This is a genomic window from Cupriavidus necator N-1, from assembly GCF_000219215.1.
GTDB lineage: Bacteria > Pseudomonadota > Gammaproteobacteria > Burkholderiales > Burkholderiaceae > Cupriavidus > Cupriavidus necator.
Genome location: NC_015723.1, coordinates 2,584,341 through 2,607,183 on the forward strand (window position 1 = coordinate 2,584,341; position 22,843 = coordinate 2,607,183).

The 22,843-nt window shown below is 68.2% G+C and carries 18 protein-coding genes; 8 read left to right on the plus strand and 10 right to left on the minus strand.

The features are described 5' to 3' along the window. Nucleotides 1-55 precede the first annotated feature (55 nt). On the plus strand, nucleotides 56-1,018 hold the full coding sequence (locus tag CNE_RS29750; RefSeq protein WP_013954011.1) for a LysR family transcriptional regulator: 963 nt from the start codon (nucleotides 56-58) through the stop codon (nucleotides 1,016-1,018). Between the two features lie 183 nt (nucleotides 1,019-1,201). Further along, the gene (locus CNE_RS29755; protein ID WP_013954012.1) at nucleotides 1,202-1,894 is read left to right on the plus strand and encodes an SDR family NAD(P)-dependent oxidoreductase; all 693 of its coding nucleotides are present in this window, start codon (nucleotides 1,202-1,204) and stop codon (nucleotides 1,892-1,894) included. On the opposite strand, the gene CNE_RS29760 is transcribed toward CNE_RS29755, so the two are convergent. Then, the gene (locus CNE_RS29760) at nucleotides 1,881-2,837 is read right to left on the minus strand and encodes a LysR family transcriptional regulator (protein ID WP_013954013.1); all 957 of its coding nucleotides are present in this window, start codon (nucleotides 2,835-2,837) and stop codon (nucleotides 1,881-1,883) included. The genes CNE_RS29755 and CNE_RS29760 overlap by 14 nt on opposite strands. A 118-nt stretch (nucleotides 2,838-2,955) precedes the next feature. Here CNE_RS29760 and CNE_RS29765 point away from each other — a divergent pair, with 118 nt between their 5' ends. After that, the gene (locus tag CNE_RS29765; protein ID WP_013954014.1) at nucleotides 2,956-3,633 is read left to right on the plus strand and encodes a type 1 glutamine amidotransferase domain-containing protein; all 678 of its coding nucleotides are present in this window, start codon (nucleotides 2,956-2,958) and stop codon (nucleotides 3,631-3,633) included. A gap of 129 nt (nucleotides 3,634-3,762) precedes the next feature. Here the strand turns inward: CNE_RS29765 and CNE_RS29770 are convergent, their stop codons facing one another. From CNE_RS29770 to CNE_RS29795, 6 genes are all read right to left on the minus strand, one after another. Further along, a complete protein-coding gene (locus tag CNE_RS29770) occupies nucleotides 3,763-6,195 on the minus strand; it encodes a penicillin acylase family protein (protein ID WP_013954015.1) in 2,433 nt (810 codons plus the stop codon). Nucleotides 6,196-6,320: 125 nt separating this feature from the next. Then, the gene (locus tag CNE_RS29775; RefSeq protein ID WP_013954016.1) at nucleotides 6,321-7,904 is read right to left on the minus strand and encodes a sulfite reductase subunit alpha; all 1,584 of its coding nucleotides are present in this window, start codon (nucleotides 7,902-7,904) and stop codon (nucleotides 6,321-6,323) included. Nucleotides 7,905-7,915: 11 nt separating this feature from the next. Further along, the gene (locus CNE_RS29780; RefSeq protein ID WP_013954017.1) at nucleotides 7,916-8,932 is read right to left on the minus strand and encodes an FAD:protein FMN transferase; all 1,017 of its coding nucleotides are present in this window, start codon (nucleotides 8,930-8,932) and stop codon (nucleotides 7,916-7,918) included. Between the two features lie 5 nt (nucleotides 8,933-8,937). Then, nucleotides 8,938-9,777, minus strand: coding sequence for a DUF4198 domain-containing protein (locus CNE_RS29785; protein WP_013954018.1), 840 nt, complete (start codon nucleotides 9,775-9,777; stop codon nucleotides 8,938-8,940). Between the two features lie 18 nt (nucleotides 9,778-9,795). Next, entirely contained in the window at nucleotides 9,796-10,320 is a 525-nt protein-coding gene (locus CNE_RS29790) for a DUF2271 domain-containing protein (protein ID WP_013954019.1), read from the minus strand. A gap of 55 nt (nucleotides 10,321-10,375) precedes the next feature. Continuing rightward, entirely contained in the window at nucleotides 10,376-11,032 is a 657-nt protein-coding gene (locus CNE_RS29795) for a PepSY-associated TM helix domain-containing protein (RefSeq protein ID WP_041228750.1), read from the minus strand. A gap of 462 nt (nucleotides 11,033-11,494) precedes the next feature. Between CNE_RS29795 and CNE_RS29800 the strand changes: the two genes are divergently transcribed. Both CNE_RS29800 and CNE_RS29805 read left to right on the plus strand, forming a co-directional pair. Beyond that, nucleotides 11,495-13,051, plus strand: coding sequence for a methyl-accepting chemotaxis protein (locus CNE_RS29800; RefSeq protein WP_013954021.1), 1,557 nt, complete (start codon nucleotides 11,495-11,497; stop codon nucleotides 13,049-13,051). A 122-nt stretch (nucleotides 13,052-13,173) separates the two neighbouring features. Then, entirely contained in the window at nucleotides 13,174-13,425 is a 252-nt protein-coding gene (locus CNE_RS29805; RefSeq protein WP_013954022.1) for a GlsB/YeaQ/YmgE family stress response membrane protein, read from the plus strand. Here the strand turns inward: CNE_RS29805 and CNE_RS29810 are convergent. Both CNE_RS29810 and CNE_RS29815 read right to left on the minus strand, forming a co-directional pair. Further along, nucleotides 13,398-16,649, minus strand: a complete 3,252-nt coding sequence (locus tag CNE_RS29810; protein ID WP_013954023.1) for a transglycosylase domain-containing protein — start codon at nucleotides 16,647-16,649, stop codon at nucleotides 13,398-13,400. The two genes, CNE_RS29805 and CNE_RS29810, sit on opposite strands and share 28 nt — an antisense overlap. A 224-nt stretch (nucleotides 16,650-16,873) precedes the next feature. After that, a complete protein-coding gene (locus CNE_RS29815; RefSeq protein ID WP_013954024.1) occupies nucleotides 16,874-17,908 on the minus strand; it encodes an aldo/keto reductase in 1,035 nt (344 codons plus the stop codon). A gap of 301 nt (nucleotides 17,909-18,209) precedes the next feature. Between CNE_RS29815 and CNE_RS29820 the strand changes: the two genes are divergently transcribed. The 3 genes from CNE_RS29820 to CNE_RS29830 all read left to right on the plus strand — a co-directional run bounded on the left by CNE_RS29820 (nucleotide 18,210) and on the right by CNE_RS29830 (nucleotide 21,490). Then, nucleotides 18,210-19,439 (plus strand): NAD(P)/FAD-dependent oxidoreductase, encoded by a 1,230-nt coding sequence (locus CNE_RS29820; protein ID WP_013954025.1) that lies wholly within the window; start codon nucleotides 18,210-18,212, stop codon nucleotides 19,437-19,439. A gap of 76 nt (nucleotides 19,440-19,515) precedes the next feature. Then, nucleotides 19,516-20,247, plus strand: coding sequence for a 3-oxoacyl-ACP reductase FabG (gene fabG / locus CNE_RS29825; RefSeq protein ID WP_013954026.1), 732 nt, complete (start codon nucleotides 19,516-19,518; stop codon nucleotides 20,245-20,247). Between the two features lie 25 nt (nucleotides 20,248-20,272). After that, entirely contained in the window at nucleotides 20,273-21,490 is a 1,218-nt protein-coding gene (locus CNE_RS29830; RefSeq protein WP_013954027.1) for a cation:proton antiporter, read from the plus strand. A gap of 151 nt (nucleotides 21,491-21,641) precedes the next feature. Here CNE_RS29830 and CNE_RS29835 read toward each other — a convergent pair whose 3' ends face one another. Then, on the minus strand, nucleotides 21,642-22,802 hold the full coding sequence (locus CNE_RS29835; RefSeq protein WP_049800690.1) for an RNA-guided endonuclease InsQ/TnpB family protein: 1,161 nt from the start codon (nucleotides 22,800-22,802) through the stop codon (nucleotides 21,642-21,644). Nucleotides 22,803-22,843: the final 41 nt, after the last annotated feature.

Sequence of the window (22,843 nt, forward strand, 5' to 3'; positions counted from 1 at the left end):
GGCAACCAAAGAGGGCTTACCATTCCATTCCGGAAACCCGCATTCCCTCACAGCCATGCGAGACCTCGACCTCACCACCCTGCGCCTGTTCATCGCCGTCTGCGAAACCCGCAACATGGCGCGCGCGGGCGAGCAGGAGCACATCGTGGCATCCGCCATCAGCAAGCGGTTGGCGCAACTGGAGGAGACCGTGGGCGCAACCCTGCTGGAACGCCGCCGCCGCGGCGTGATCCCGACGCCCGCGGGCGAGATGGTGCTGGCGCATGCGCGCGCCATGCTGGCGGCGGCGGACCGCGTCGCGCGGGACATGGCCGACTACGGCGCCGGCATCCGCGGGCAGGTGCGGCTGCTGGCCACGGTGTCGTCGATGGCCGAATCGCTGCCGGACGATATTGCCGCCTTCCTGCAGCAACCGGTCAACCGCGACGTGCGCGTGACCATCGAGGAAAGCCTGAGCAGCGACGTGGTGCGCGCGCTGCGCGAGGGCTCGGCGCCGCTGGGGATCTGCTGGGACGCGGCCGACCTGGAAGGCTTCCAGACCCGGCCCTACCGCACCGACCACCTCGCGGCAGTGGTACATGCCTCGCATCCGCTGGCGCAGGCCGCCGACTGCCGCTTCGAGGACACGCTGGACTGCGACCATATCGGCATGCCCGCCCAGACCGCGGTGCAGACCATGCTGACGCGCTATGCGGCCATCCTCGGGCGCGGCATTGCCTACCGCGCGGTGGTCTCGACCTTCGACGCTGCGCTGCGCTGTGTGCGGGCCAACCTGGGCATCACCATCATCCCGGCCGAGATCGCCGCGCCGATCGCGCCCACCTTCGGCCTGCGCGTGATCCCGCTGCGCAACGACTGGGCGCGGCGGCGCTTTGCCATCTGCTTCCGCGACCTGGAACTGCTGTCACCGGCGGCGCGGCTGCTGGTGGCCTTCCTTGAACAGACCGCGGCAGCGGAAGCGGCGGCCGCCCCCGCGGACACCGCGCCAGTGCGCAAGCCACGGCGCAATCGGCAATGACGCCGACCCGGCGCGCAACTTCCTGTGCCGTTCAAGGGTTAGCCCGAGGCAATTTCGCAAGGAAATGTTGGGGAGCGGTGCGTAGACTGGCTTGCGTTTTTCGCCCCGGCCCACGATGGCAAAAGCCGGCCCCGGGCGATGCTGACCCCGACCATGCGCGCCACGACGGCGCAGGAGCACGCAATGAACTTCAACGACAAGAACGTATTGATCACCGGCGCACACGGCAACCTGGGCCGCGCCGTGGCGCAGGCCTTTGCGCAGGCAGGCGCGCGCGTGGTGCTGCTGGACCGGCATGTGGCGCCGCTGCCCGAAGCGGGCACGGGCCACCTGGCGCTGCAGGCGGACCTGCTTGATGCCGCCCAACTGAGCGAGGCCGTCGCGCAAGCGGTTCAGGCCGGCGGGCGCATCGACGTGGTGTGCAACCTGGCCGGCGGCTTCGCCATGGGCCCAAGCGTGCATGAAACCAGCGCCGACGCCTGGAACCACCTGTTCGACATGAACGTGGGCACGGTGCTGAACATGGCGCGCGCGGTGGTGCCACACATGCTGGCCGCCGGCGGCGGCGCCATCGTCAACGTGGGCGCCAACTCGGCGGCGCGCGGGCTGGCGCAGATGAGCGCCTATTGCGCCTCGAAGGACGCGCTGGCGCGCGTGACTGAATCGATGTCGGCAGAGCTGCGCGACCAGGGCATCCGCGTCAACGCGGTGCTGCCCAGCGTGCTGGATACGCCGGAGAACCGCCAGGCCATGCCGGATGCCGATGCCACGCGCTGGGTCAGCCTGGACGCGCTGGCCGATGTGATCCTGTTCCTGGCCTCGGATGCGGCTCGCGCCGTGCAAGGCGCGCTGCTGCCGGTGGTCAACCGCGCCTGACGCGGGGCTTGCGCGCGGCCGGCTCGGCCGCGCTGATGCCGCTAGCCACCTCCTGGATCTGCTGGCGCAGCCAGCGCCGCAGCCGGTCAGCATCGGTGCGCGCGTGCCAGATCTGCATCATGTCGACCTGGGGCAGTGCGAACGGCACCGGCAGCAGCACCAGTTCACGATCGCGCGCCACCGCCTCTTCCGCGACCGAGCGCAGGCAGGTCAGCAGCAGTTCCGTGCCGCGCACCAGCCGGCTCGGGGCAAGGAAGCTCGACAACCCCGCCACTACTGTGCGCTTGTGCCCCTGCCGGGCCAGCGCGCGGTCGACCACGCCGTTGAGGTCGCCGGTCAGCGTGGTCAGCAGGTGCTCGCACGCCAGGAAGGCGTCGAGATCGAGGCCGTCGGCGATGCGCGGATTGGCGCGCGAGGCCAGCACCACGAAGTCCTCGCTGCATAGCCGCTGCTGATGGAAGGTATCAGGCAGGTTCTCATAGAAGCCCGCGATCGCCAGGTCGCAGGTGCCCTTCTCCAGTTCCTCGCGCGGCAGCTCGCCGCGCGTGTTGTGCGTGACCAGCACCACGCCCGGCGCCTGGCTGCGCAGCCGCGGCAGCAGGGCGGGCAGCAGCAGCTGCTCCATGTAGTCGGTGGTGTAGATATGCAGGTGCTCGCTGCGCGCCAGGTAATCGTGGCCGGCACAGGCGTCATAGAACGCGTCGAGGTCCCCGACCAGCCGCTGCACCTGCGGCGCCAGCGCATGCGCGCGCGGCGTAGGCGTCAGGCCACGCGGCGCACGCACGAACAGCGGATCGCCCAGCTCGTCGCGCAGGCGGTTGAGCTTGTGGCTCAGCGCCGGCTGGCTCAGCGCCATACGCGCGGCCGCGCGCGAGGCATTGCCCTCCTGATACAGCACGTGGAACACGTACAGCAGGTTAAGGTCCTTGCTGCCGATATTCATTTTTTGGATAGCAGAGATCGAATAATAGAAGTTTTCGAATCATAGTCCGCTGCCTAGGATGTTGCCAGTGCCGCGGCATTTCAGCCCGGCTGCTTGTGAACCGACATGGAGCGGAACAATGAACATCCTGATGGTGCTGACCTCCCACGACCAGTTGGGCAATACCGGCCACAAGACCGGCTTCTGGCTGGAGGAATTCGCCGCGCCCTACTACGTCTTCAAGGACGCCGGCGCCGACATCACGCTGGCCTCGCCCAAGGGCGACCAACCGCCGATCGACCCGAAAAGCGACGATCCCGGCGCCCAGACCGATGCCACCCGGCGCTTCCAAAGTGACCCGGCCGCCAAGGCTGCGCTGGCCAGCACGCTGACGCTGGACCAGGTGAAGGCGGAAGACTTCGACGCCATCTTCTATCCGGGCGGCCACGGCCCGCTGTGGGATCTGGCCGAAGACAACCGCTCGGTCGCGCTGATCGAGCAGTTCGACCGCGCCGGCAAGCCGGTGGGAGCGGTATGCCACGCACCGGCGGTGTTCCGCCATACCAAGAGCGCGGACGGGGAACCGCTGGTCAAGGGCAAGGAGGTGACCGGCTTCACCAACAGTGAGGAAGAAGCCGTGCAGCTGACCAAGGTGGTGCCCTTCCTGGTGGAGGACATGCTCAAGGCCAACGGCGGGCGGTTCACGCGTGGCGAGGACTGGGCCAGCTATGTCGTGGTCGCAGGGCGACTGGTGACGGGGCAGAATCCGGCATCGTCTGATGCGGTGGCGGAGGCGTTGTTGAAGATGTTGAAGTAAGAGAAAGCGGCAAGCGCCGCGTCCGCTGCCGCCTCTCGGTTCCCGCCGGCTTGCACCCCTCGCCCGCTTGCGGGAGAGGGGTGCGCTGCCAGGCTTCATGGCTACTTCAGACGCATGAGTTCCCCACCCTCACTGCGGCACCAACTCCAACCGTTCCCGGCTAGCCTTCTCCACCGCCTTGCGCGTATACACCAGCGGGAAATACTCCCCCTTCGCCCACAACGGCGCCAGGTCCCGGTAATGCGGGCTGGCCGGATTCCCTGACTGCCCCGGCGTGTTGACCACGCGCGAGGCATCCCAGTTGCCCACGTCCAGCACCATGCGGAACGACGCGCCGGCGGTCAGGCGGAAGTCCGTGTTGCGGTAGCTGGTGTTCATCGGCGTGAAGGCCGAGCCGCCGATCGGGCCGGCGTTGACGTTGAACTGCTGGCGTTCCGCGTCGCTCAGGATCGGGTCCATCGGATGCGTGAACACGGCGGTGTGGAGCTTGCCCCATTGCCATGCGCGCGGATCGGGGCCGAGCTTGGCTTCGAGTTCGGCCATGGCGGCTTTCAGCGATTCCAGCATCACCGCATTGCGCCGCTCCACCGGCATCCGCGGCCCGGGCTGCTCCCGCACCGCCAGCACGCGCGCGGCATCGCCCGCGCCCACCAGCCGCGCGGCTTCTGGCGGCAGCGCGGCGCGCACCACGGCCTGGCGCAGGTGCTTGCTAAACCAGACCTCGAACAGTGCCGCGGCGGCGCTGTCCGCGCGCTCGTTGCCGTCCCAGTTGCGCAGCAGGTCCAGGCCGCGGGCCAGTTGCGGGTCATCGCTGCGCACATCCTGCAGCATCGCGACCGCGCGCTGCGCCGGCAGCGACACGGTGTCGTTCTGCCACGCCATCGAGTCCTGCACCGAGCTGCGCGCATTGGCTCCCACCAGAGCCTTGAGCCGGCGCGCGCGCGAGCTGTCGCTCCATTCGTAGCCCACGCCAAGTTTCGCGGCGGGGTGCTCGGGCGGGATGTTGTTCTCGTTGGCGGTGACGATATAGCCTGGCGCGGGATTGAAGGCCCACGGCAGCTCGTCCATGTTGCGGTAGCCGGCCCACTCGTAGCGGCCATCGCCCGCCACCGGCGTGAGGCCGTCCCAGTTGGGCCGCTTGACGGTCAGCCCTCCCGGGATCCAGCCGATGTTGCCGCTGGTGTCGGCATAGACCTGGTTTTCGCCGGGCGCGCCCCAGCGGTTCATGGCGGCGCGGAATTGGTCCCAGTTGCGCGCGCGCATATAGTCCATCGAGCCGAAGTACGGCGCCATGCCGTAGTCGAGCCACGCGGCGCGCAGCGCCCAGGCCTGTGCGCGGCCGGCATCGGCGACCAGCACCGGGCCGTGGCGCGTGAAGTCGATGGTGACTTTGCGCGGGGTGGACTCGCCCTTGACCACGATCTCTTCGGTGATGGTCTCCATCGGTTCCCAGCGGCCCTTGTACTTGTACTCATGCGGGTTGGCCGGATTGAGCTCGTAGCCGTACAGGTCCTCCTGGTCCATGTAGAAGCGCGTCAGGCCGAAGGCGATGGTGCCGTTGTGCCCGATCGAGATGCCGGGCAGGAACGGCTCGCCCGCGCCGATTACCGACATTCCCGGCGCGTTCAGGTGGCTGATATAGCGCAGGCTGGGCGCGCCGTGCGAGCGGTGCGGGTCGTTGGCCAGGATCGGGCGGCCGGTGGTGGTGCGCTTGCCGCCGATGACCCAGTTGTTCGACCCGAGGCTGCGGCCGGTGTCGCTGTTGGGGTCCACCAGTGCGTAGAGCTGGTCGAGCGGGATGCTGGCGGCCTGCGCATTGCCCCACGCCTCTTTCGGGAAGCGCGCTGCGGCGGTGGCCAGTTCGTAGGCGCGGCGCAGTTCGGCGGCGGGAACCGTGCAGGGGTCGATGCCGGGACTGAGCCTGGGCTCGATCTGCGGGTCGAGTTCGCGGCGCAGCCAGTCGGCACGCGGGGCGTCCTGTTTGGCCTGGCAATAGAGCTGGGCGCGTTCGACTTCGCCGGTGAAGTTGAGCGTCAGGCCGTGGTGGCGGATGCGCACGATGTCTTCGGCCTGCCAGCGCGCAGGCTTGTAGTTGAGCTTGCGGAATTCGGGCGGCAGCAGCTCGGGCCTCTGCTCGGTCAGCGCCACATAGGCGTTCACCCCGGCCACGAAGGCCTCGGCCACGCGCTTGGCGTCGGAGCCATACGCCAGCCATTCGCGGTACATGTCGCCGCGGAACAGCACCGCGCGCGCCATGCGGTCGCCATCGGCATAGGCCGGGCCGAAATCCCTGGCCATCTCGCCAAGTCCGCGCTTGCGCCACAGGTCGATCTGCCACAGGCGGTCGCGCGCGGCCATGAAGCCCTGGACGAAGAAGGCGTCGTAGAGCGTGCCGGCATAGATATGCGGCACGCCCCAGCGGTCGACCAGCACGCTGGCGGGCTTCTCCAGGCCGGGCACGGCAAGCAGGTTGTTGCGGGCGGGGACTTCGGCCATGGCGGCCGGGATGGTAGTGGCGAGCAGGGCCAGCGCAGCGATCAGGCGGCGGGGGGTGCGTAACATCAGGTCTCCTCGGTGTTGTGATTGGCTGCAGATGTCTTGCAGTTCACACGGAAGATAGTGCATCCCCGCCCAGCGCGCGAGCCATACGGCCGATCTCCGCACGGCGCGTGTCGCTGCGGGTTCGCTCAGTAGACGTCGCGCCGGTAGCGGCCGTCGTCGGCAAGCCGGCGCAGCGCGTCTTCGCCGAGGATCCCCGCCAGTGCGTCATGGACGCCGCCGGCCATGCCCTGCAGGCTGCCGCAGACGTAGACGGCCGCGCCGTCCGCCACCCATTGGCGTACCGTCTCGCCCTGTGCGCGCAGGGCGTCCTGCACGTAGCGCGGCGCGCCGCCGTCGCGCGACCAGGCATGGTCCACGCGCCGCAGCGTGCCGTCGGCCTGCCATGCGGCCAGTTCCCCGGCAAAGAACGCGTCATGCTGCGCCGAGCGCTCGCCGAACAGCAGCCAGTTGCGGCGCTGCCCGGCCGCGGCGCGGGCCTTGAGCTGGGCGCGCAGGCCGGCCAGCCCGGTGCCATTGCCGACCACGATCAGGGGCCGGTCATCGGCCGGCGGGTGGAAGCTGCGGTTGGTACGGATGCGCAGCGCGATGCGGGCGCCCACGGCCGCGTGCTCGGTCAGCCAGCCGGAGGCCAGGCCGAGGCGGCCGTCGCCGTAGCGGGTCTGCCGCACCAGCAGTTCGAGGTGCCCGTCCTGCGGCAGCGAGGCGATCGAATACTCGCGGTGCGGCAGCGGCGGCAGCGTGTCCACCAGTTGCTGCGGCGGCAGGCCCTGCATCGCCGCGAAGTGCGGTTCGGGCAATGGCATGCGCGTGGCCACGGCCTCGACCAGGGTGGTGTCGCGGCCATCGCAGCGCACGGGCGTGGCGCCGTCCAGGCCAAGCCGCGCCAGCAGCCGTTCAACCTCGGCCGGCGCGTGGCACGGGCCGATCTCGGCGATGTCGCCGGCTTGCCAGTCCATTGCCGCATCGCCCTGCGGCGCCAGCGACAGGTGGAACGCCGGCGCGCCCTGGCTGCCGGGGTTCAGATGGTGGCGTTGCACGAGCCGCCAGCTGTCATAGCGCGGGCGTTCCCAGTCGGCAATCTCGGCGCCGCCGCTCAGGGCCGACAGGTGGTTCTGCCAGTGGCGCAGGGCGCCGGCGTCGCCGTTGTCGACTTCGACCAGGTCAAACAGCGGCTGCGCACGGTGGCGCTGCAGCCAGCCGTCGAGCGCGTGGCCGAAGGCGCAGAAGCGCGCGTAGCTGCTGTCGCCGAGCGCGAGGATGCCGTAGCGCAAGGACTGCAGGCCATCCGCGCCAGCCAGCAAGCGGCGCGCAAAGCCGGACGCGCTGTCGGGGGCGTCGCCCTCGCCGGTGGTGCTGACCAGGAACAGCGCCTGACGGCATGTCTGCAGGCGCCGCGCATCGACATCGGCCAGCGACAGCAGTTGCACCGGCACGCCCGCGCCCTGCAGCGCGGTGGCGGTCTGCAGCGCCAGCTGTTCGGCAAACCCGGTCTGCGAGGCATAGGCAACCAGCGTCGCACCCGCTTCCGTACCACCCAGTGCCGCCACGCGCGCGCGCCGCTGGCGATGGTGTGCAAGCACCGCGCTGCAGAAGCCCGCATAGGCTGCCACCACGCCGGCCGCCATGGCCATGCGCGACGGCCCCAGCACGGACAGCGCGACGCCGCCGGCAACGGCAAGCCAGCTTGCGCCAGCGATGGCGGACGGCATGGCCTTCGCGCTCATGCCAGCATCGCGGCAAAGGCCGGCGACAGATGTTCGTCGAAGCCGTCCGGCGTGCGCACCAGGAAACGCGCAGCAATGCCGTGGCGGCGCGCGTGCGCCATGCCGGCCTCCGGGCCCAGCACGGTCAGCGCGGTGGACAGCGCATCGGCCAGCATGCACTGCCCATGGATGACCGTGACCGAGGCCAGCGCGTGGCTGGCCGGATAGCCGGTGCGCGGATCGATGGTATGGGCGTAGCGGCGACCGTCACTGTCGAAATAGCGGCGATAGTCGCCGGAGGTGGCGACGGACAGGCCGTGCAGCGCCACCCGCGTCTGCCCCGCGGCATCGCTGTCCAGGCCGGGTGGTGATTCCAGCGCGACCCACCACGGCATGACGTCGGGCTTGACGCCATGGCCGCGCAGTTCGCCGCCGATCTCAGTCAGGTGGTGGTCCAGGCCCTGTTCACACAGGTAGCGCGCTACCGCGTCGACGGCAAAGCCCTTGGCGATGGCGCAGAAGTCCAGCGACAGGCCGCCTGGCTGCCGGGCGCGCCGGCCCGCCGCATCGACTTCGATGCGGGCCCAGCCGCAGCGGCTGCGCGTGGCCTGCACCGCGTCTGGCGACGGTGGCGCGCTGCGCGCCGGGGCGGGGCCGAAGCCCCACAGGTCCACCAGCGGGCCGGCGCTCGGATCATAGGCGCCGCCGCTGTCGCGCGCCACCTGCAGCGCGCATTGCAGCACCGCGAAGCAATCATCCGGCAGCGCGTGCCAGTTGCCCGGCGCCGCGCGGTTGAAGCGACTCAGGTCGGAATCCGCTTCCCAGTTGCTCATCTGCGTGATCACGCCATCGAGCACGGCCTGGATGCCGGCGGCGATGCCGTGAGCATCCGCCGCGGGCGGCAGCAGCGCCGCCACCGACCAGGTCGTGCCCATGGTCACGCCGCCCCAGCGCTGCAGCCGCGTGTCGGCGGCGGGCGGCTGCGGCGGCGCGGTCAGCGCAACGGGGACCAGGACGCGGTTCAAACCCGGCATCCGGCTTATTGCGGCAGCACTTCCACCGTCACCGCATAGACGGCGCGGCGCGACCTGGCCTGCTTGAAGGTGGTCTTGTCGTCCTTCACCTCCGCTTCCATCCAGTACATGCCGGCGGCCGGCCACTTGACGCTGAACTTGCCGTCGGCGTCGGTGGTGGCGCTGAACTCCTGCAGCTGGTCGCGGTAACGGATGCCGCCCGGCACCACCGAGACCTTCAGGTTGCTGGCGGGCTTGCCGTCGAGCAGCAGGCGGAAGCTGGCGGTGTCGCCCGCGACCAGGTCGTTCGGGTGCGTGATCGGCGCCAGTTCCAGGCCGCGGCCGACGGTGCGCAGGCCCTTGTCGCTGGGCTTGCCGGCGGTGACGAAGGATTCGATGCGGCCTTCGGCCTGGGTGACCTGCAGGTCCTGCGCATTGGCCGGGACTTCCCTGGCGAAGTTCTCGGCGGTGCCACGCCAGCGCTTGGCCTGGCCGTCGACCTTGTAGCTGGCGAACAGGCCGTTGTTGACCACCGCCACGCGGTACGTGCCGGGCTGAGTCAGGTGCAGGTCGAAGGTGCTGCGGTACTTGCCGGTGGCCGCGTTCTCGGCCTTGACGGCGCTGCCGTCGGGCGCGGTCACCTGCAGGTTGTCGAGCCGCATCGGCACGTGCTCGAAGTAGAACAGGTCGTTGGAGACTGCGGCATCCACGGTCACCCACGGATCGCTGCCGGACAGCACCGTGGCCGACGGCAGCAGCCACTGGCGGTGCGCGTGCGCGGCCAGCGGGGCCAGGGCAGCCAGGGCGAGCACGGCCACGCGGGTGGCCATGCGGGAAGACGCGGCGGAAATAAGGGAAGGTTTCATCGTCTGGCTCCGGAAGGATTACGGCTTCAGTTCGACGGTCACTCCGCCGAGTTCGTGTTCGCCCTTGGCGCGGGCGGTCTGTGCGGCTTGCGGCGGCCACGTGAACGGCACGCGCAGCAGCTCGCGCCCGCCCACTTCACGCGCGGCTTCCACCACCAGCTGGTAGTTGCCCGCGGGCAGCTTGCCCAGCGGCGCCTTGCCGTCGCTGAAGCTCACGCTGTGCTCGCCCGGCGCGCGCGTGGCGCCGGAGACGCCGTCGGCCGGCATGTGCAGGTCGCGGCCGGCCTTGCGCCACCACTGGCGCATGTCCTTGAGCCACTTGGTGCCTTCGCCGTCCTTGAGCTTGCCGTCGTACCAGACCGCCAGGGTCTGCACCGGGCTCTGGTCGGCGCGCTCGACCCACATCGCCACGTAGGGGCGGTGGTACTCGGCCACGGTCAGGCGCGGGATGTCGACCTTGACGCTGAGATCCGCGGCCAGCGCGGGGCCGGCCAGGGGAACCGCGGCCATGCCGGTCAGGGTGACGGAGAGCAGTCGGCGCATATCGGAGAAACCTCGTCAGTGAGATGCAGGAAGGAAAACGGTTGGAACGGTTGATTCAATGGATAAGCAGGATCGCCAGCAGCACCGGCACCACCAGCCCCAGCCCCACCAGCGGCCAGGTCCCCACGCGCCCGGCCGCATGCAGCTTGAGCAGGAACAGGCCGGTTACGCTGAAGACCAGGCACGCCAGCGCGAACACATCCAGGAACAGGCTCCACGCAGCGCCGGTGTTGCGGCCCTTGTGCAGGTCGTTCAGGTAAGAGATGGCGCCGCGCGTGGTTTTCTCGTACTGGGCTTCGCCGCTGTCGAGTTCCAGGCTGACCCAGGCGTCGCCGCCCGGGCGCGGCAGCGCCACGTAGATCTCGTCGGCGGACCATTCGGCCTCGCGCCCGCTGGCGTCGATGTCCAGCGCCTGCGCCAGCCAGTCGGCCAGCACCGCCGGCACCGGCGCCTTCTTTTCACGCGCCTGGGCATCGCCCGCCGGCGCTTCGGCTCGCACCTGGTCGAGCACGCGCGTGGGCATGGTGGCGTGGCGGGTCTCGACCGCGGGCCTGGCCTCGATCTGTGCGGCGTGGTTGAGCGTGAAGCCGGTGATGGCAAACAGCAGCATCCCGATCAGGCAGATCGCGGAACTGATCCAGTGCCACTGGTGGAGATGCTTGAGCCAGAAGGCACGGCGCTGCTGGCCGGAGGCCGGCTGGGTTTCGGTCATTGCGGTTGGTCGGCGGGCGCAGCCCAGTGGCGGCCCGGTCTTGCCCTGTGTACGGATAGCTGGAGCGCCCCTTGTGCGCATCACATAGCGCTCAGGTGTGCCATTGTCTGCACAATGACTGTGCGGAAGAGAGAAGGATAATCGTTCGCATTTGAAATCGCAAACGATCCGGGGAGGGCGCTGGGTTACAGCGCATTACAACGTAAAGCAGCGGGACGGGATCACTTGTCGTCGGCGATCTGAATCGCTGGAAGAGATGTACAAAGTACAAGCATGTCGGCACGATGCAACCAATTAACCATATCACCCGAAGGGGTGAATTTACCCCAATCAAGTTAGCTGCCTCCCCCGCCGTTAAGGCGATGACCCGCACGCATGCGACAGGCGCCACCGATGCATGGTGCCGCCGGCGTGCCGCCGATGAGAAACGCGCCGAGCGCGGAAAATGGAGGAGTGGAAGCAATGCTGCACAACCTGAGCCTGAAGAAGAAGCTGTTATTGCCGCTGGTGCTGAGCTGGGTCTGCCTGCTCGGCATCACGCTGTGGAACGCCTGGCAGATCCGCACGTTACGCATGGAAGAGCGGCGCCTGGACCTGGCCCACGTCACCGACACCGCGTTCTCGGTGGTGGCCGAGTACGAGGCGCTGGCCAAGGCCGGCAAGCTGACGCAGGACGAGGCCAGGAATCAGGCCATCGAGCGCGTGCGCGCGATGCGCTTCGGCAGCGATGGCTATTTCACGCTGATGCGCTCGGACACCGTGGTGCTGATGCACCCGTTCAAGCCGGAGATGAACGGCAAGGCCATGGAAGGCACCAAGGACCCCAACGGCGTCTACCTCTTCCGCGAAATCGCCGAAATCGGCAAAGGGCCTGGCAAGGGCTTTATCGAATACCTGTGGCCCAAGCCCGGCGCCGAGGCGCCGCAGCCCAAGCTGAGCTACGTGGCCAACTTCCGCCCGTGGGACTGGAACTTCATCGCGGGCCTGTACCTGGACGACATCGAGGCGGCGTTCCGCGCCGAGCTGATGAAGGCGTTTGGCATCCTGCTGGGAGTTGGCTTGCTGATGTCGCTGGTGATGGTGCGCGTGGCGGCCAGCCTGCAGCGCCAGTTGGGCGGCGAGCCCGCCATCACGGCGCACATCGCCGGCCGCATTGCCGAAGGCGACCTCGGCAGCCAGGTCGAGGTGCGCCCCGGCGACGAGCACAGCGTCCTCTATGCGATGCAGCGCATGCAGGCGCGCCTGACCGGCGCGATCGGCAGCATCCGCGGCTCGGCCGATTCGATCGCGGGCGCGGCCAAGCAGATCGCCGCGGGCAACGCCGACCTGTCGCGCCGCAGCGAAGAACAGGCCGCGTCGCTGCAGGAAACCGCCGCCAGCATGGAGCAGCTCACCAGCACCGTGCGCCAGAGCGCCGAGAACGCGCGCCAGGCCAGCCACCTGGCCGAAGGCGCGTCGGACATTGCGGTGCGCGGCGGCACCATCGTCAGCCAGGTGGTGGACACCATGGGCGAGATCAAGAACGCCTCGGGCAAGGTGGTTGACATCATCGGCGTGATCGAGGGCATTGCCTTCCAGACCAACATCCTCGCGCTCAATGCGGCCGTGGAAGCGGCGCGTGCCGGCGACCAGGGCCGCGGCTTCGCGGTGGTGGCCGGCGAGGTGCGCACGCTGGCGCAGCGCAGCGCCACCGCCGCCAAGGAGATCAAGGCGCTGATCGGCAACTCAGCGCAGCGCGTCGACGACGGCGCGGTGCTCGTGGAAAGCGCGGGCAAGGCGATGGACGAGATCGTCGGCGCGGTCAAGCGCGTGACCGACCTGATGGCCGAGATGCGCGCGGCCACCGAGGAGCAGACCGGCGGCATCGAGCAGGTCAACCAGGCGGTGTCGCAGATGGACCAGATGGCGCAGCAGAACGCCGCGCTGGTGGAAGAAGCCGCGGCCGCCGCGGCCTCGCTGGAAGACCAGGCGGATGCGCTGCATCACGCGGTCGGCCAGTTCCGGCTGGCGCAGGCCTGACAGCAGCGCCGCCGCTTGTCACTTGAGCGTCATACGCACCCGAGTGCTGCGTGTATCATGAAGCGCAGCCGGCCGCCCCATGCGGCCGGCATGGACTCAGACCACTACCGGGAGAGCGCATCATGATGGCATTCATCGGCACCGTGTTCGTTGGCCTTATCGTCGGCCTGATCGCCAGGGCGGTCAAACCCGGCGACGACAAGATGGGCTGGATCATGACCATCGTCCTGGGCGTGCTGGGCTCACTGGCTGCCGGCTACGTCGGCCGCGCCCTGGGCTGGTACCAGCCGGGCCAGCCGGCCGGCTGGATCGCGTCAGTGATTGGCGCGATCGTGCTGCTGGTGATCTACGGCATGGTCCGGCGCAAGGGCTGACTGGCGCGGCGCACGCCAGCGGCGTCCTGCGCATCGGCCAGCGCCGGCGTGTCCGGTGCGCGCACCGGGCTGGCAGGATTGGCCGGCGCGGGCGACACCCTGGGCACAACCTGTGCTTGGGCCAGCGGCGCGCCGGGCACCGCCTCGGTCAGTGTCGGCGTGCGCGGGGCGCGCAGCCCTGGGGACGTATCGCGGCAACGCAGCAGTGCGCGGTCGCCGCCTGGCGCCATCGCCGAGATCTGCGGCGCGATGGCGCGCAGCACCCTGACCGCCAGCGCGCTTGTATAGCTGTAGCGCGCCGCGTAGGGTTCCCTGGCATTGACCACCACGGTGCCGAAGAAGCGGTCGCCGAGCGTAAACACGAAGGTCGCCGAGCGGTTGACCGAGCGCGATGAAATCAGCCGCCCGCCCGGCCCGTAGACCTGGAACCGCTGATCGCCGGTGCCGGTCTTGCCCGCCACCGTCAGCGTGGTGCCATCGCGGCCCGGCATGGTGAAGGCACCCCGGATCGACCTGGCGGTGCCGCCTTCCACCACATCGATCATCGAGCGCCGCACCACCGCGGTCACTTCTTCCGGCAGCAGGCGCTTGCCCGGCGCCGGCTGCAGCACGTAGCGCGTGGCATAGGGCGTGCCATCGGCAAAGGCGAGGCTGTACACCGCGGCGTTCTGCGTGGCCATCCCGCCTGACATCAGGATGCCCGCCAGTTCCGCCAGCGCGGCGGGGCGGTCGCCCGAGGCGCCGATGGCGCTGGCATAGGACGGCGTCAGCGAATCGAACGGATAGCCCAGCCGCTGCCAGCGCCGGGCAATGTGCGCGAAGGCGTCCTGCTCCAGCAGCGTGCGGATGCGGTTGTCCTGGCCCGCCTTGCTGTGCGTCTTGAACAGCCACTTGTACACTTCCTGGCGCTCGGCGGTGCTGGCGCGCAGGATCTCCGACAGCGTGGCGTTGGGGTGCTGGTCCAGGTACTCCACCATCCACAGCTCCAGCGGGTGCACCCGCGACAGGTAGCCACGGTCGTTCAGGTTGAACTTGTCCTTGCCGTACTTGCGGTACAGCGCCGGCAGGTCTTCCTTGGCCAGCTGCTTGTCGCCCAGGCGCGCGCGCATGATGCGCACATAGCTTTCCTCATCCAGGGTCGGCCGCGCACTCAGCAACGTCACCGACATGCGCACCGCATTCAGGTGCGGTATGGTCATACGCACGCGGCCCAGCAGCGTGTCCAGGCGCTGCGCCGAATCCTTGCCGCGGTAGCGCTGGTAGAAACCGGTCATGTAGGCGCTGCCTTCCTGGTCGGCGAAGCGTTCCAGGTACTCGCGCCGGCCGGGCGCGTTGCGGTCCTCGAACAGGTCGCCCATGTCAGGCTTGGCATGGAACATCTCATAGCGCACGATGTCGCGCATCATGCGGATGAACACCAGGTTGACCGAGTGCTGGAAGCCCATGCGCACGGTCATGATGCGCTCACCCTCCCAGCGCTCGAAATTGGTGAAGCTCTGCAGGCCGCCGCCGGTGTAGAAGCCTTCGCCGGCACTGCCGGAGTACTTGCGCTCCATCGCCGCCTCCAGCATCGGCATCAGCTCGCGCTCGTCCGGCTTGCGCGCCTTCATCAGGTAGTCCACCGCCCAGCGGCTAAGCGCATCCTGGCGCGCCAGACGCACGGCGGCCAGCTGGTCGCGACTCATGCCGGCGTAGCGCGCGTTCAGTTCGCTGATGATCTCCAGGTAGGTCACCAGCGTGCGCAGCTTGGCCGTGGAGCCCAGGTTCAGGCGCGCGCCGCTGTTGATATCGAAGGGCTGGTCGATATTATCGGCCTGCACGCGCACCACGCTGGCGTTGCCCACGCGCTCGTACAACGTGAAGCTGGTCATCAGCTTCGACGGGTCGTCGTTGTCGCGCAGCAGGTTGTGGCCGTACAGGCCCATGGCACGCGCATCAGCCTTGTTGTTCACGCGCTGCAGCGTCTCGGTGATGATGCGCTGCGCTTCGCGGTTGATGGTGCTGTCCACGGTCAGGTCGAGCCGGTCCATGTCGTAGCGGCCCTCCACCCCGGTCAGCCGGGTGATATCGGAGCGCACGCGGTTGACGGCCTTGCGCGTGACAAACGGCTCCTGCGGCGGGCGCTGCGGCGGCGTGGCCTTGTCCAGCGGCTGCGCCAGCGCCGCGTCGCGCAGCTCGGGCGTGATGATGTTGTTGGCCGCCAGCAGGCGCAGGTAGCTGCCAGTCAGCGCATCCAGGTTGGTATCGTCGCGGCGCAGGTGGTAGGACGGGCGGCGCTGCGAGATGATCAGCGACAGCGCGCGCTTGAAGGCCTGCGCCTGGCGCGGTTCAGGGGCGCGCACGTCCATGTCCTTGAGCAGCCGGTTGACCTCGCCGAAATCCTCGCCGTACCAGACCCACAGCGCATCGCCGATGCCGTTGATCTCGCCAAAGCCCTCGCGCGCCGACAGCGGCACGGTGTTCAGGTAGTCCACCACGATGCGCTCGCGTGCACGCTGGGTGTCGGGCCCGTCCAGGTAGGCGCGCAGCGACGCCGACGCCATCTGGCGGAATTTCTCCTGGATCGACGCGGTGCGGCCTTCGGGCGAGTGCCGGTATTTCTCGATCTGCGTGGCCAGCGTGCTGCCGCCGGGCGCGTCATGCGACTTGTCGGCCAGCCGGATCACCTGGTCAAGCACCGCGCGCGACAGCCGGCGCCAGTCCAGCGCCGGGTTCATATTGGGGTATTCCGGATTCAGCAGGCCCTGATTCTCGACATACAGCAAGGCGCTTATCAGCAGCGGCGGCACCGCGCCGAAGTCCGGGTACTGGCGCTGCGGATAACGCTCGAACGCCAGCGTCAGCCCGTTGCAGTCGCGCAGCAGCAGGCCCGCCTGGTTCTTCTCGCGGTAGGGCGTGAACAGGCCTTCGTCGATCAGCCGCACCATGTCGGGCGACATGCGCGCCTGCTCGGCGGGCACGTAGCCGCGCTGCTCCAGCCGCTGCGCGAACAGCGGCATGCGGCCGTAGCCCATGCGGGCGTCGTAGGGGCCGGAATGCGGGAAACGGATGCTGTCGCTGGCACCCGGCTGGATCTCGAATGTCAGCCGCTGCCCCAGGCTGCCAATCAGCCGCGCCTGCAAGTGCGAGTTGCGCACTTCGCTTGCGACAAAGCTGTACACGACATAGGCGCCCCCACCAAGGGCGACCGCCAAGCCAGCGAAGATCCAGCCACGACGCGACACGTTTGGGCTTCCCTGTTGGGCCGATGCAGCGCGCAAGGGCTGTCATGCACCGGCTCGAAGCGCAATGTTCTCGCGGCGCGCGCACGCCGCGCGCCGCCTGTCTTGATATTAGTAGGAGTAAAGGCAGCCTGCAGCAAGCGCGCGCACGCGCATCGTGCCGTTGCATACAGGCATCACTCCAGGCAGCGCCTGCGCCACATTGCGCCCCCTGTCCGAAACGGTCATCAGGCTGCCTGCGCGCGTGCCACGGGTCGTCCCCCGAACGGGTAGCCCGGGTCGTTGTAGCCGTGCGTCGAGGCATGGCCCGGCGACACCAGCGCGTCGACCATCGATTCTTCCGCGGGCGTGATGACGGCACCGGGCGCGCCCAGATAGTCCTCAAACTGCGCCAGCGTGCGCGGACCGGCAATGACCGACGAGATGATCGGGTTGGCCAGCACCCACGCCGTGGCGAATTGGCCCGGCGTCAGCCCGCGCCCTTCGGCATGAGCCTTGAGCTGCTGTGCAATCACCAGCGATTCTTCGCGGAACTCGGTTTCCATCATGCGGCGGTCGGCACGGCCGGCGCGCGTCCCCTCGCCCGGTGCCTGCCCGGGCGCGTACTTGCCGGTCAGCACGCCGCGCGCCACCGGGCTGTAGGGCACCACGCCCAGCCCGTAGTGCTCGCATGCCGGCAGGATCTCCACCTCCGGCATCCGGTTCAGCAGGTTGTAGTAGGGCTGGCACGCCACCGGGCGCGGCACGCCCAGCTCGCCGCACAGGCGTGCGATTTCCGCGATACGCCAGCCGCGGAAGTTCGACACCGCCCAGTAGCGGATCTTGCCGCTGCGCACCAGGTCGCCCATTGCCCGCACCGCCTCTTCCAGGTTCGTGCCGGGATAGTCGCGGTGCAGGTAGAGAATGTCGATGTAGTCCGTCGCCAGCCGGTGCAGGCTGTCCTCCACCGCGCGCAGGATCCAGACCCGCGAATAGTGCCCGTGGTTGGGCGCCGCCTGCATCGCGTTGCCCAGCTTGGTGGCAAGCACCCAGTCGTGGCGGTTGGCAGTCAGCAGGCGCCCGACCATCTGCTCCGACGCGCCCTTGGTGTATACGTCGGCGGTGTCGATGAAGTTCACGCCGTGGTCGCGCGCGCTGGCGACGATGCGGGCGGCTTCGGCCTCATCGGTCTGGTCGCCGAACATCATGGTGCCCAGGCAAAGTGCCGAAACACGCAGGTTGCTGGCGCCGAGGCGGCGGTAGGGCATGGTTGTGGCAGGCATGGTGGCTCCTTCGGATGGGGTGGGATGGCGTCGGGATGGTAGAAGCAAAGGGCACAGGCGGAAATGGCAGGCTGTGACCACAGTTCCACATTTTGCCGCGAGTTGGCGTAGCTTGCTGGCCCCCTGAAGCTTTCTGTGCGGCCCATCGATAATCCAGCCCGGGAGAATTGGTTTCAATATGTTGCAGGCCGGCCAACGGGAGCCAATTTGCAGTCATATTCTTGCGTTTGCCGCGTGAGGATGACGCTTTTCCCGACCCTCGCCGCCTTCCCCATGCAATAGAAGAGAAGAATCGAACCTTATGAAAACGGAAACCACGGATGTCGTCATCATCGGCGCAGGGCCCGCGGGCTCGGTCGCGGCCGGCTTGCTGCGCAAGCATGGGATTCCGGTGCTGGTGATCGAGAAGGAGACGTTCCCGCGCTTTTCCATCGGCGAAAGCCTGCTGCCGCAGAGCATGGCCTACATCGAAGAGGCAGGCATGCTGCGCGCGGTGGTGGAAGCGGGCTTCCAGTACAAGAACGGCGCCGCCTTCTCGCGCGGCGACCAGCAGACCGCCTTCGACTTCCGCGAGAAATTCTCGCCCGGCTGGGGCACCACCTACCAGGTGCAGCGCGCACGCTTTGACGACGTGCTGATCCGCGAAGCGGCGCGCCAGGGTGCCGAGGTGCGCTTCTCGCACCTGGTCGAGGACGTCGACGTCAGCGGCACGCAGCCGGAGGTGACCGTGCGTGCGCCGGACGGCAGCCGGTACCTGGTGCGCGCAAAGTTCCTGCTTGATGCCTCCGGCTTTGGCCGCATCCTGCCGCGCCTGCTGCAGCTGGAATCGCCGTCGGGCTTCCCGGTGCGCAGCGCGCTCTTCACCCACGTGGAAGACCGCATCGCGCCGGGCGCCTTCGACCGCAACAAGATCCTGATCAGCGTGCATCCCCAACACCCGGACGTCTGGTACTGGACCATCCCGTTCTCGGACGGCCGCTGCTCGCAGGGCGTGGTTGCCGAAAAAGCATTCCTGGACCGCTACACCGGAACCGAGACCGAACGGCTGCGGGCGCTGGTGGCCGAGGAGCCCGGCCTGGCGAAGCTGCTCGGCAACGCGCAGTGGGACACCCCGGCGCGCCAGATCGCCGGCTACTCGGCCAATGTGAAGTCGTTGTGGGGCAACGGCTATGCGCTGCTCGGCAATGCCGGGGAGTTCCTGGACCCGGTGTTCTCGTCCGGCGTGACCATCGCCTTCAAGTCGGCCAGCCTGGCGGCGCAATGCCTGGTGCGCCAGCTTGCCGGCGACACCGTGGACTGGGACAAGGACTTCGCCCAGCCGCTCAAGGCCGGCGTGGACTGCTTCCGCGTGTTTGTCGAAGCCTGGTACGAAGGCCGCTTCCAGCAGCTGATCTTCCATCCCAATGCCAACTCCGAGATCCGCGACATGATCTCGTCGATCCTGGCCGGCTACGCGTGGGACCGCAGCAACCCCTTCGTGGCCGAGCCGCGCCGCCGGCTGGCGGTGCTGGAAGAATTCTGCCGCGTATGATGCGCCGCATCCGCATGCGTTCCGCATTCGCGCCCGCGCCCGCGCCCGCAGAGGACTTTTTTCAAGGACACCAGGTATGACCAATCCGACCGTGCTCGTTACGGGCTCGTCGCGCGGCATCGGTCGCGCCATCGCCCTGCGGCTGGCCCGCGACGGCTACGACGTGGTGGTGCATTGCCGCTCGCGCCGCGACGAAGCCGACTCCGTCGCCGACGCGGTGCGCGCCTGCGGCCGCAAAGCCCGCGTGTTGTGCTTCGACGTGGCCCGGCGCGAGGAAGCCGCCGCCGCGCTGCTGGCCGATATCGCCGCGCATGACTGCTACTACGGCGTGGTATGCAACGCCGGCCTGGCGCGCGACGCGGCCTTCCCGGCCATGAGCGGCGCCGAATGGGACGAGGTGGTGCATACCAACCTCGACGCCTTCTACAACGTGCTCAACCCGGTGGTGATGCCGATGGTGCAGCGGCGCCAGCCCGGGCGCATCGTCACGCTCTCGTCGGTCTCGGGCCTGGTGGGCAACCGCGGCCAGACCAACTACAGCGCGGCCAAGGCCGGCATCATCGGCGCCACCAAGGCGCTGGCGATCGAACTTGCCAAACGCGCCATCACGGTCAACTGCGTGGCGCCCGGCCTGATCGACACCGACATGGTCGAGCAGCACGTGCGCAACGAGGCGCTGCGCATGATCCCGGCGCGGCGGCTCGGCACGCCCGACGAAGTGGCCGCGACCGTGGCCTTCCTGATGTCGCCCGACGCCGGCTATATCACGCGCCAGGTGATCTCGGTCAACGGCGGGATGTTCGGATGAAGCGCGTCGTCGCCAGCGTGGTCCGATGAACGGCGTCAGCATCTTCTTCCTGCAGGCGATGCTGGTGGTCGCGCTGCCCTATCTGCTGTGGCGTGGTGCCGGCCTGCGCTCGGTGTTTCCGCTGGTCGGCGTGCAGGTGCTGGCCGGCATCGTGCTGGGGCCATCGGTGTTCGGGCAGCTGGCGCCGCAGGGCTGGACCGCGCTGTTCGGGCCCGACCGCCTGCCGATGCTGTCCGGCCTGCAGTGGCTGGCGGTGACGCTGTTCTGCTTCCTGACCGGCCTGCACCTGCGCGAAGACAGCGTGCCCGCGCACTGGCGCGCGACCCTGCAGATCTCGCTGGGCAGCATTGCCGCGCCGTTCGCGCTGGGAGCCGCTGCCGGCTGGTATATGACCACGGCCGGCTGGCCGGTCGCCGGGGAACTGGCCAGCCCCTACTGGTTTGCCTGCGCCATGGGCATCTGCACCGCCGTCACGGCGCTGCCGGTGCTGGGTGCGCTGCTGCGCGAAATGCGCCTGACCGGCACCCGCCTGGGCCAGCTGGCCTTGCGCTGCGCGGCCGTCAACGATGCCTGGGTGTGGCTGTTCCTGACCCTGGTGCTGCTGCAGCATGGCGGCCAGGACGGCGCCAGCGCCCTCACCGTGGCGGCACGCGCCGGTGCCTACCTGGCGTTCATGTTCCTGGCGGTGCGCCCCGCCCTGGCATGGCTGCTGCGCCGCCGCGCGCCGGAGACCGAGCTGCTGCTGGCGACGGCGCTGTTCCTGGTGCTGGCCTCGGCATTCCTAGGCGAACTGGCCGGGCTGCACCATGTTATGGGCGGCTTCGTCGCCGGGCTGGTATGGCCCGCACGCGAGGCGCAGCGTGTGCGCCAGCAGCTTGAACCGGTCACGGTGGTGGTGCTGCTGCCCTTCTTCTTCCTGGCCGCCGGGCTGCGCACCGAGATCTCGCTGGACAACCCGATGACGCTGTGGATCGCGGCGCTGTCGCTGGCCATCGCGATCGCCGGCAAGATGGCCGGCGTGGCGCTGCCCGCGCGCCGCGCCGGCATGGGCTGGCGCGAATCGCTGGCACTGGGCACGCTGCTGCAGACCAAGGGCCTGGTCGAGGTGGTGGTGCTAACCGTGCTGCTGGACGCGCGCATCATCAGCACTGCGGCGTTTTCCGGGCTGTTGCTGATGGCGCTGGCCAGCACGCTGCTGGCGCGGCCGTTGACGATGCTGGTGGCGCGGGGCCGGTTGCATTAAGCGCTATCCGGCCGCTCACACCGGGTTGACATCCTCCTCGTCCTCAGCCTTCGGCTGCCGCCTTACGGCGGAAAGGACGAGGATTCCTACGGCGCTACGTGATGCTCTACGTAGTCACTTCGGTGGGTTCCTGCTTCGTAGAGCGGCTTGACTACGCCGACTCTCCACAGGCTGCAACGCGGTGCCCCCGCGCCAAAATGTTGATCGCGCCGACCACGTCGGCGTGATTCGCATAGCCGCATGCCACACAGGCGAAGCTCGCCTGGCTCTGCCGGTTCTCGGCAGATACATGCCCGCAGCAAGGGCACGTGCGACTGGTGTGCTGTGGCGGCACAGCTATTAGCCAGCCGCCATTCCACGCTAGCTTGTATTCCAGTTGACGCCCGAACTCGTACCAACCCTGATCGAGGATGGCCTTGTTCAGGCCGGACTTGGCCCTGACGTTCTTGCCCGGTTGCCCGCTTGAACCGGCCGCTGACTTGGACATGTTCCGTACCTTCAGGTCCTCGATACACACCATCGCTTGATTTTCGCTGATCGTGGTCGTGGCTTTGTGCAGGTAGTCGAGGCGGGCGTTACCGATGCGTGCGTGGATACGCTGGATTCGGGCCTTGGACTTCTTCCAGTTGTTGCTGAATTTCGTCTTGCGGCTCATCGCCCGCTGCGCACGGCGCAGTCTGGCTTCGTGCTTCCTAAAGCTGTTGAGCGGCGCGAGGAAAGTGCCATCGCTCATGGTGGCAAAGCGAGCGATGCCCATGTCGATGCCGATGGCGCTGGTGGCTTTCGGCACAGGTCGCTCGACCTTCCGCTCAGTCTGGATCGAAACAAACCACTTGCCGCCCGAAAGGCTGACGCAGGCATTGCGTACCTCACCGAGTACGTCGCGGCTGTTCCTGTATCGCAGCCAGCCCAGCTTGGGCAAAAAGATACGCGAGTTGGTCTGATCAAGCTTGATTTGCTTCTGGTCGGGATAGCGGAAACTGTCGCCCAGACCCTTCTTCTTGAAACGCGGGAAGTCGGCCCGTTTTGCGAAGAAATTTGTGTAGGCCCGCTCCAAGTCCTTGAGCGTCTGTTGAAGAGGATGGACTGGTGCATCGGCCAGCCATGCTGTTTCCGTGCTGTTGCGCCACTCCGTGAGTTGCTTACACAGACCGGCATAGCTGAGCTTCTTTTCGCCTTGATCGTAACGCTGTTTCTGCAACGCCAGCGCCTTGTTATAGACAAACCGGCACGATCCAACATAACGGCGCATGTTGCGCTGCTGCTCGCCGTTCGGCATCAATTCGTATTTGAAGGCTTGAAGACGCTGCATGGCCCAATCATACTCTTGGCCTATGAGCGACGACAATGACA

Excerpts from the sequence above, each read along its gene's own strand:
- CNE_RS29750 (WP_013954011.1), top strand. The coding sequence starts at position 56 with ATGCGAGACCTCGACCTCACCACCCTGCGCCTGTTCATCGCCGTCTGC.
- CNE_RS29755 (WP_013954012.1), top strand. The coding sequence starts at position 1,202 with ATGAACTTCAACGACAAGAACGTATTGATCACCGGCGCACACGGCAAC.
- CNE_RS29760 (WP_013954013.1), bottom strand. The coding sequence starts at position 2,837 with ATGAATATCGGCAGCAAGGACCTTAACCTGCTGTACGTGTTCCACGTG.
- CNE_RS29765 (WP_013954014.1), top strand. The coding sequence starts at position 2,956 with ATGAACATCCTGATGGTGCTGACCTCCCACGACCAGTTGGGCAATACC.
- CNE_RS29770 (WP_013954015.1), bottom strand. The coding sequence starts at position 6,195 with ATGTTACGCACCCCCCGCCGCCTGATCGCTGCGCTGGCCCTGCTCGCC.
- CNE_RS29775 (WP_013954016.1), bottom strand. The coding sequence starts at position 7,904 with ATGCCGTCCGCCATCGCTGGCGCAAGCTGGCTTGCCGTTGCCGGCGGC.
- CNE_RS29780 (WP_013954017.1), bottom strand. The coding sequence starts at position 8,932 with ATGCCGGGTTTGAACCGCGTCCTGGTCCCCGTTGCGCTGACCGCGCCG.
- CNE_RS29785 (WP_013954018.1), bottom strand. The coding sequence starts at position 9,777 with ATGAAACCTTCCCTTATTTCCGCCGCGTCTTCCCGCATGGCCACCCGC.
- CNE_RS29790 (WP_013954019.1), bottom strand. The coding sequence starts at position 10,320 with ATGCGCCGACTGCTCTCCGTCACCCTGACCGGCATGGCCGCGGTTCCC.
- CNE_RS29795 (WP_041228750.1), bottom strand. The coding sequence starts at position 11,032 with ATGACCGAAACCCAGCCGGCCTCCGGCCAGCAGCGCCGTGCCTTCTGG.
- CNE_RS29800 (WP_013954021.1), top strand. The coding sequence starts at position 11,495 with ATGCTGCACAACCTGAGCCTGAAGAAGAAGCTGTTATTGCCGCTGGTG.
- CNE_RS29805 (WP_013954022.1), top strand. The coding sequence starts at position 13,174 with ATGATGGCATTCATCGGCACCGTGTTCGTTGGCCTTATCGTCGGCCTG.
- CNE_RS29815 (WP_013954024.1), bottom strand. The coding sequence starts at position 17,908 with ATGCCTGCCACAACCATGCCCTACCGCCGCCTCGGCGCCAGCAACCTG.
- CNE_RS29820 (WP_013954025.1), top strand. The coding sequence starts at position 18,210 with ATGAAAACGGAAACCACGGATGTCGTCATCATCGGCGCAGGGCCCGCG.
- fabG (WP_013954026.1), top strand. The coding sequence starts at position 19,516 with ATGACCAATCCGACCGTGCTCGTTACGGGCTCGTCGCGCGGCATCGGT.
- CNE_RS29830 (WP_013954027.1), top strand. The coding sequence starts at position 20,273 with ATGAACGGCGTCAGCATCTTCTTCCTGCAGGCGATGCTGGTGGTCGCG.
- CNE_RS29835 (WP_049800690.1), bottom strand. The coding sequence starts at position 22,802 with ATGCAGCGTCTTCAAGCCTTCAAATACGAATTGATGCCGAACGGCGAG.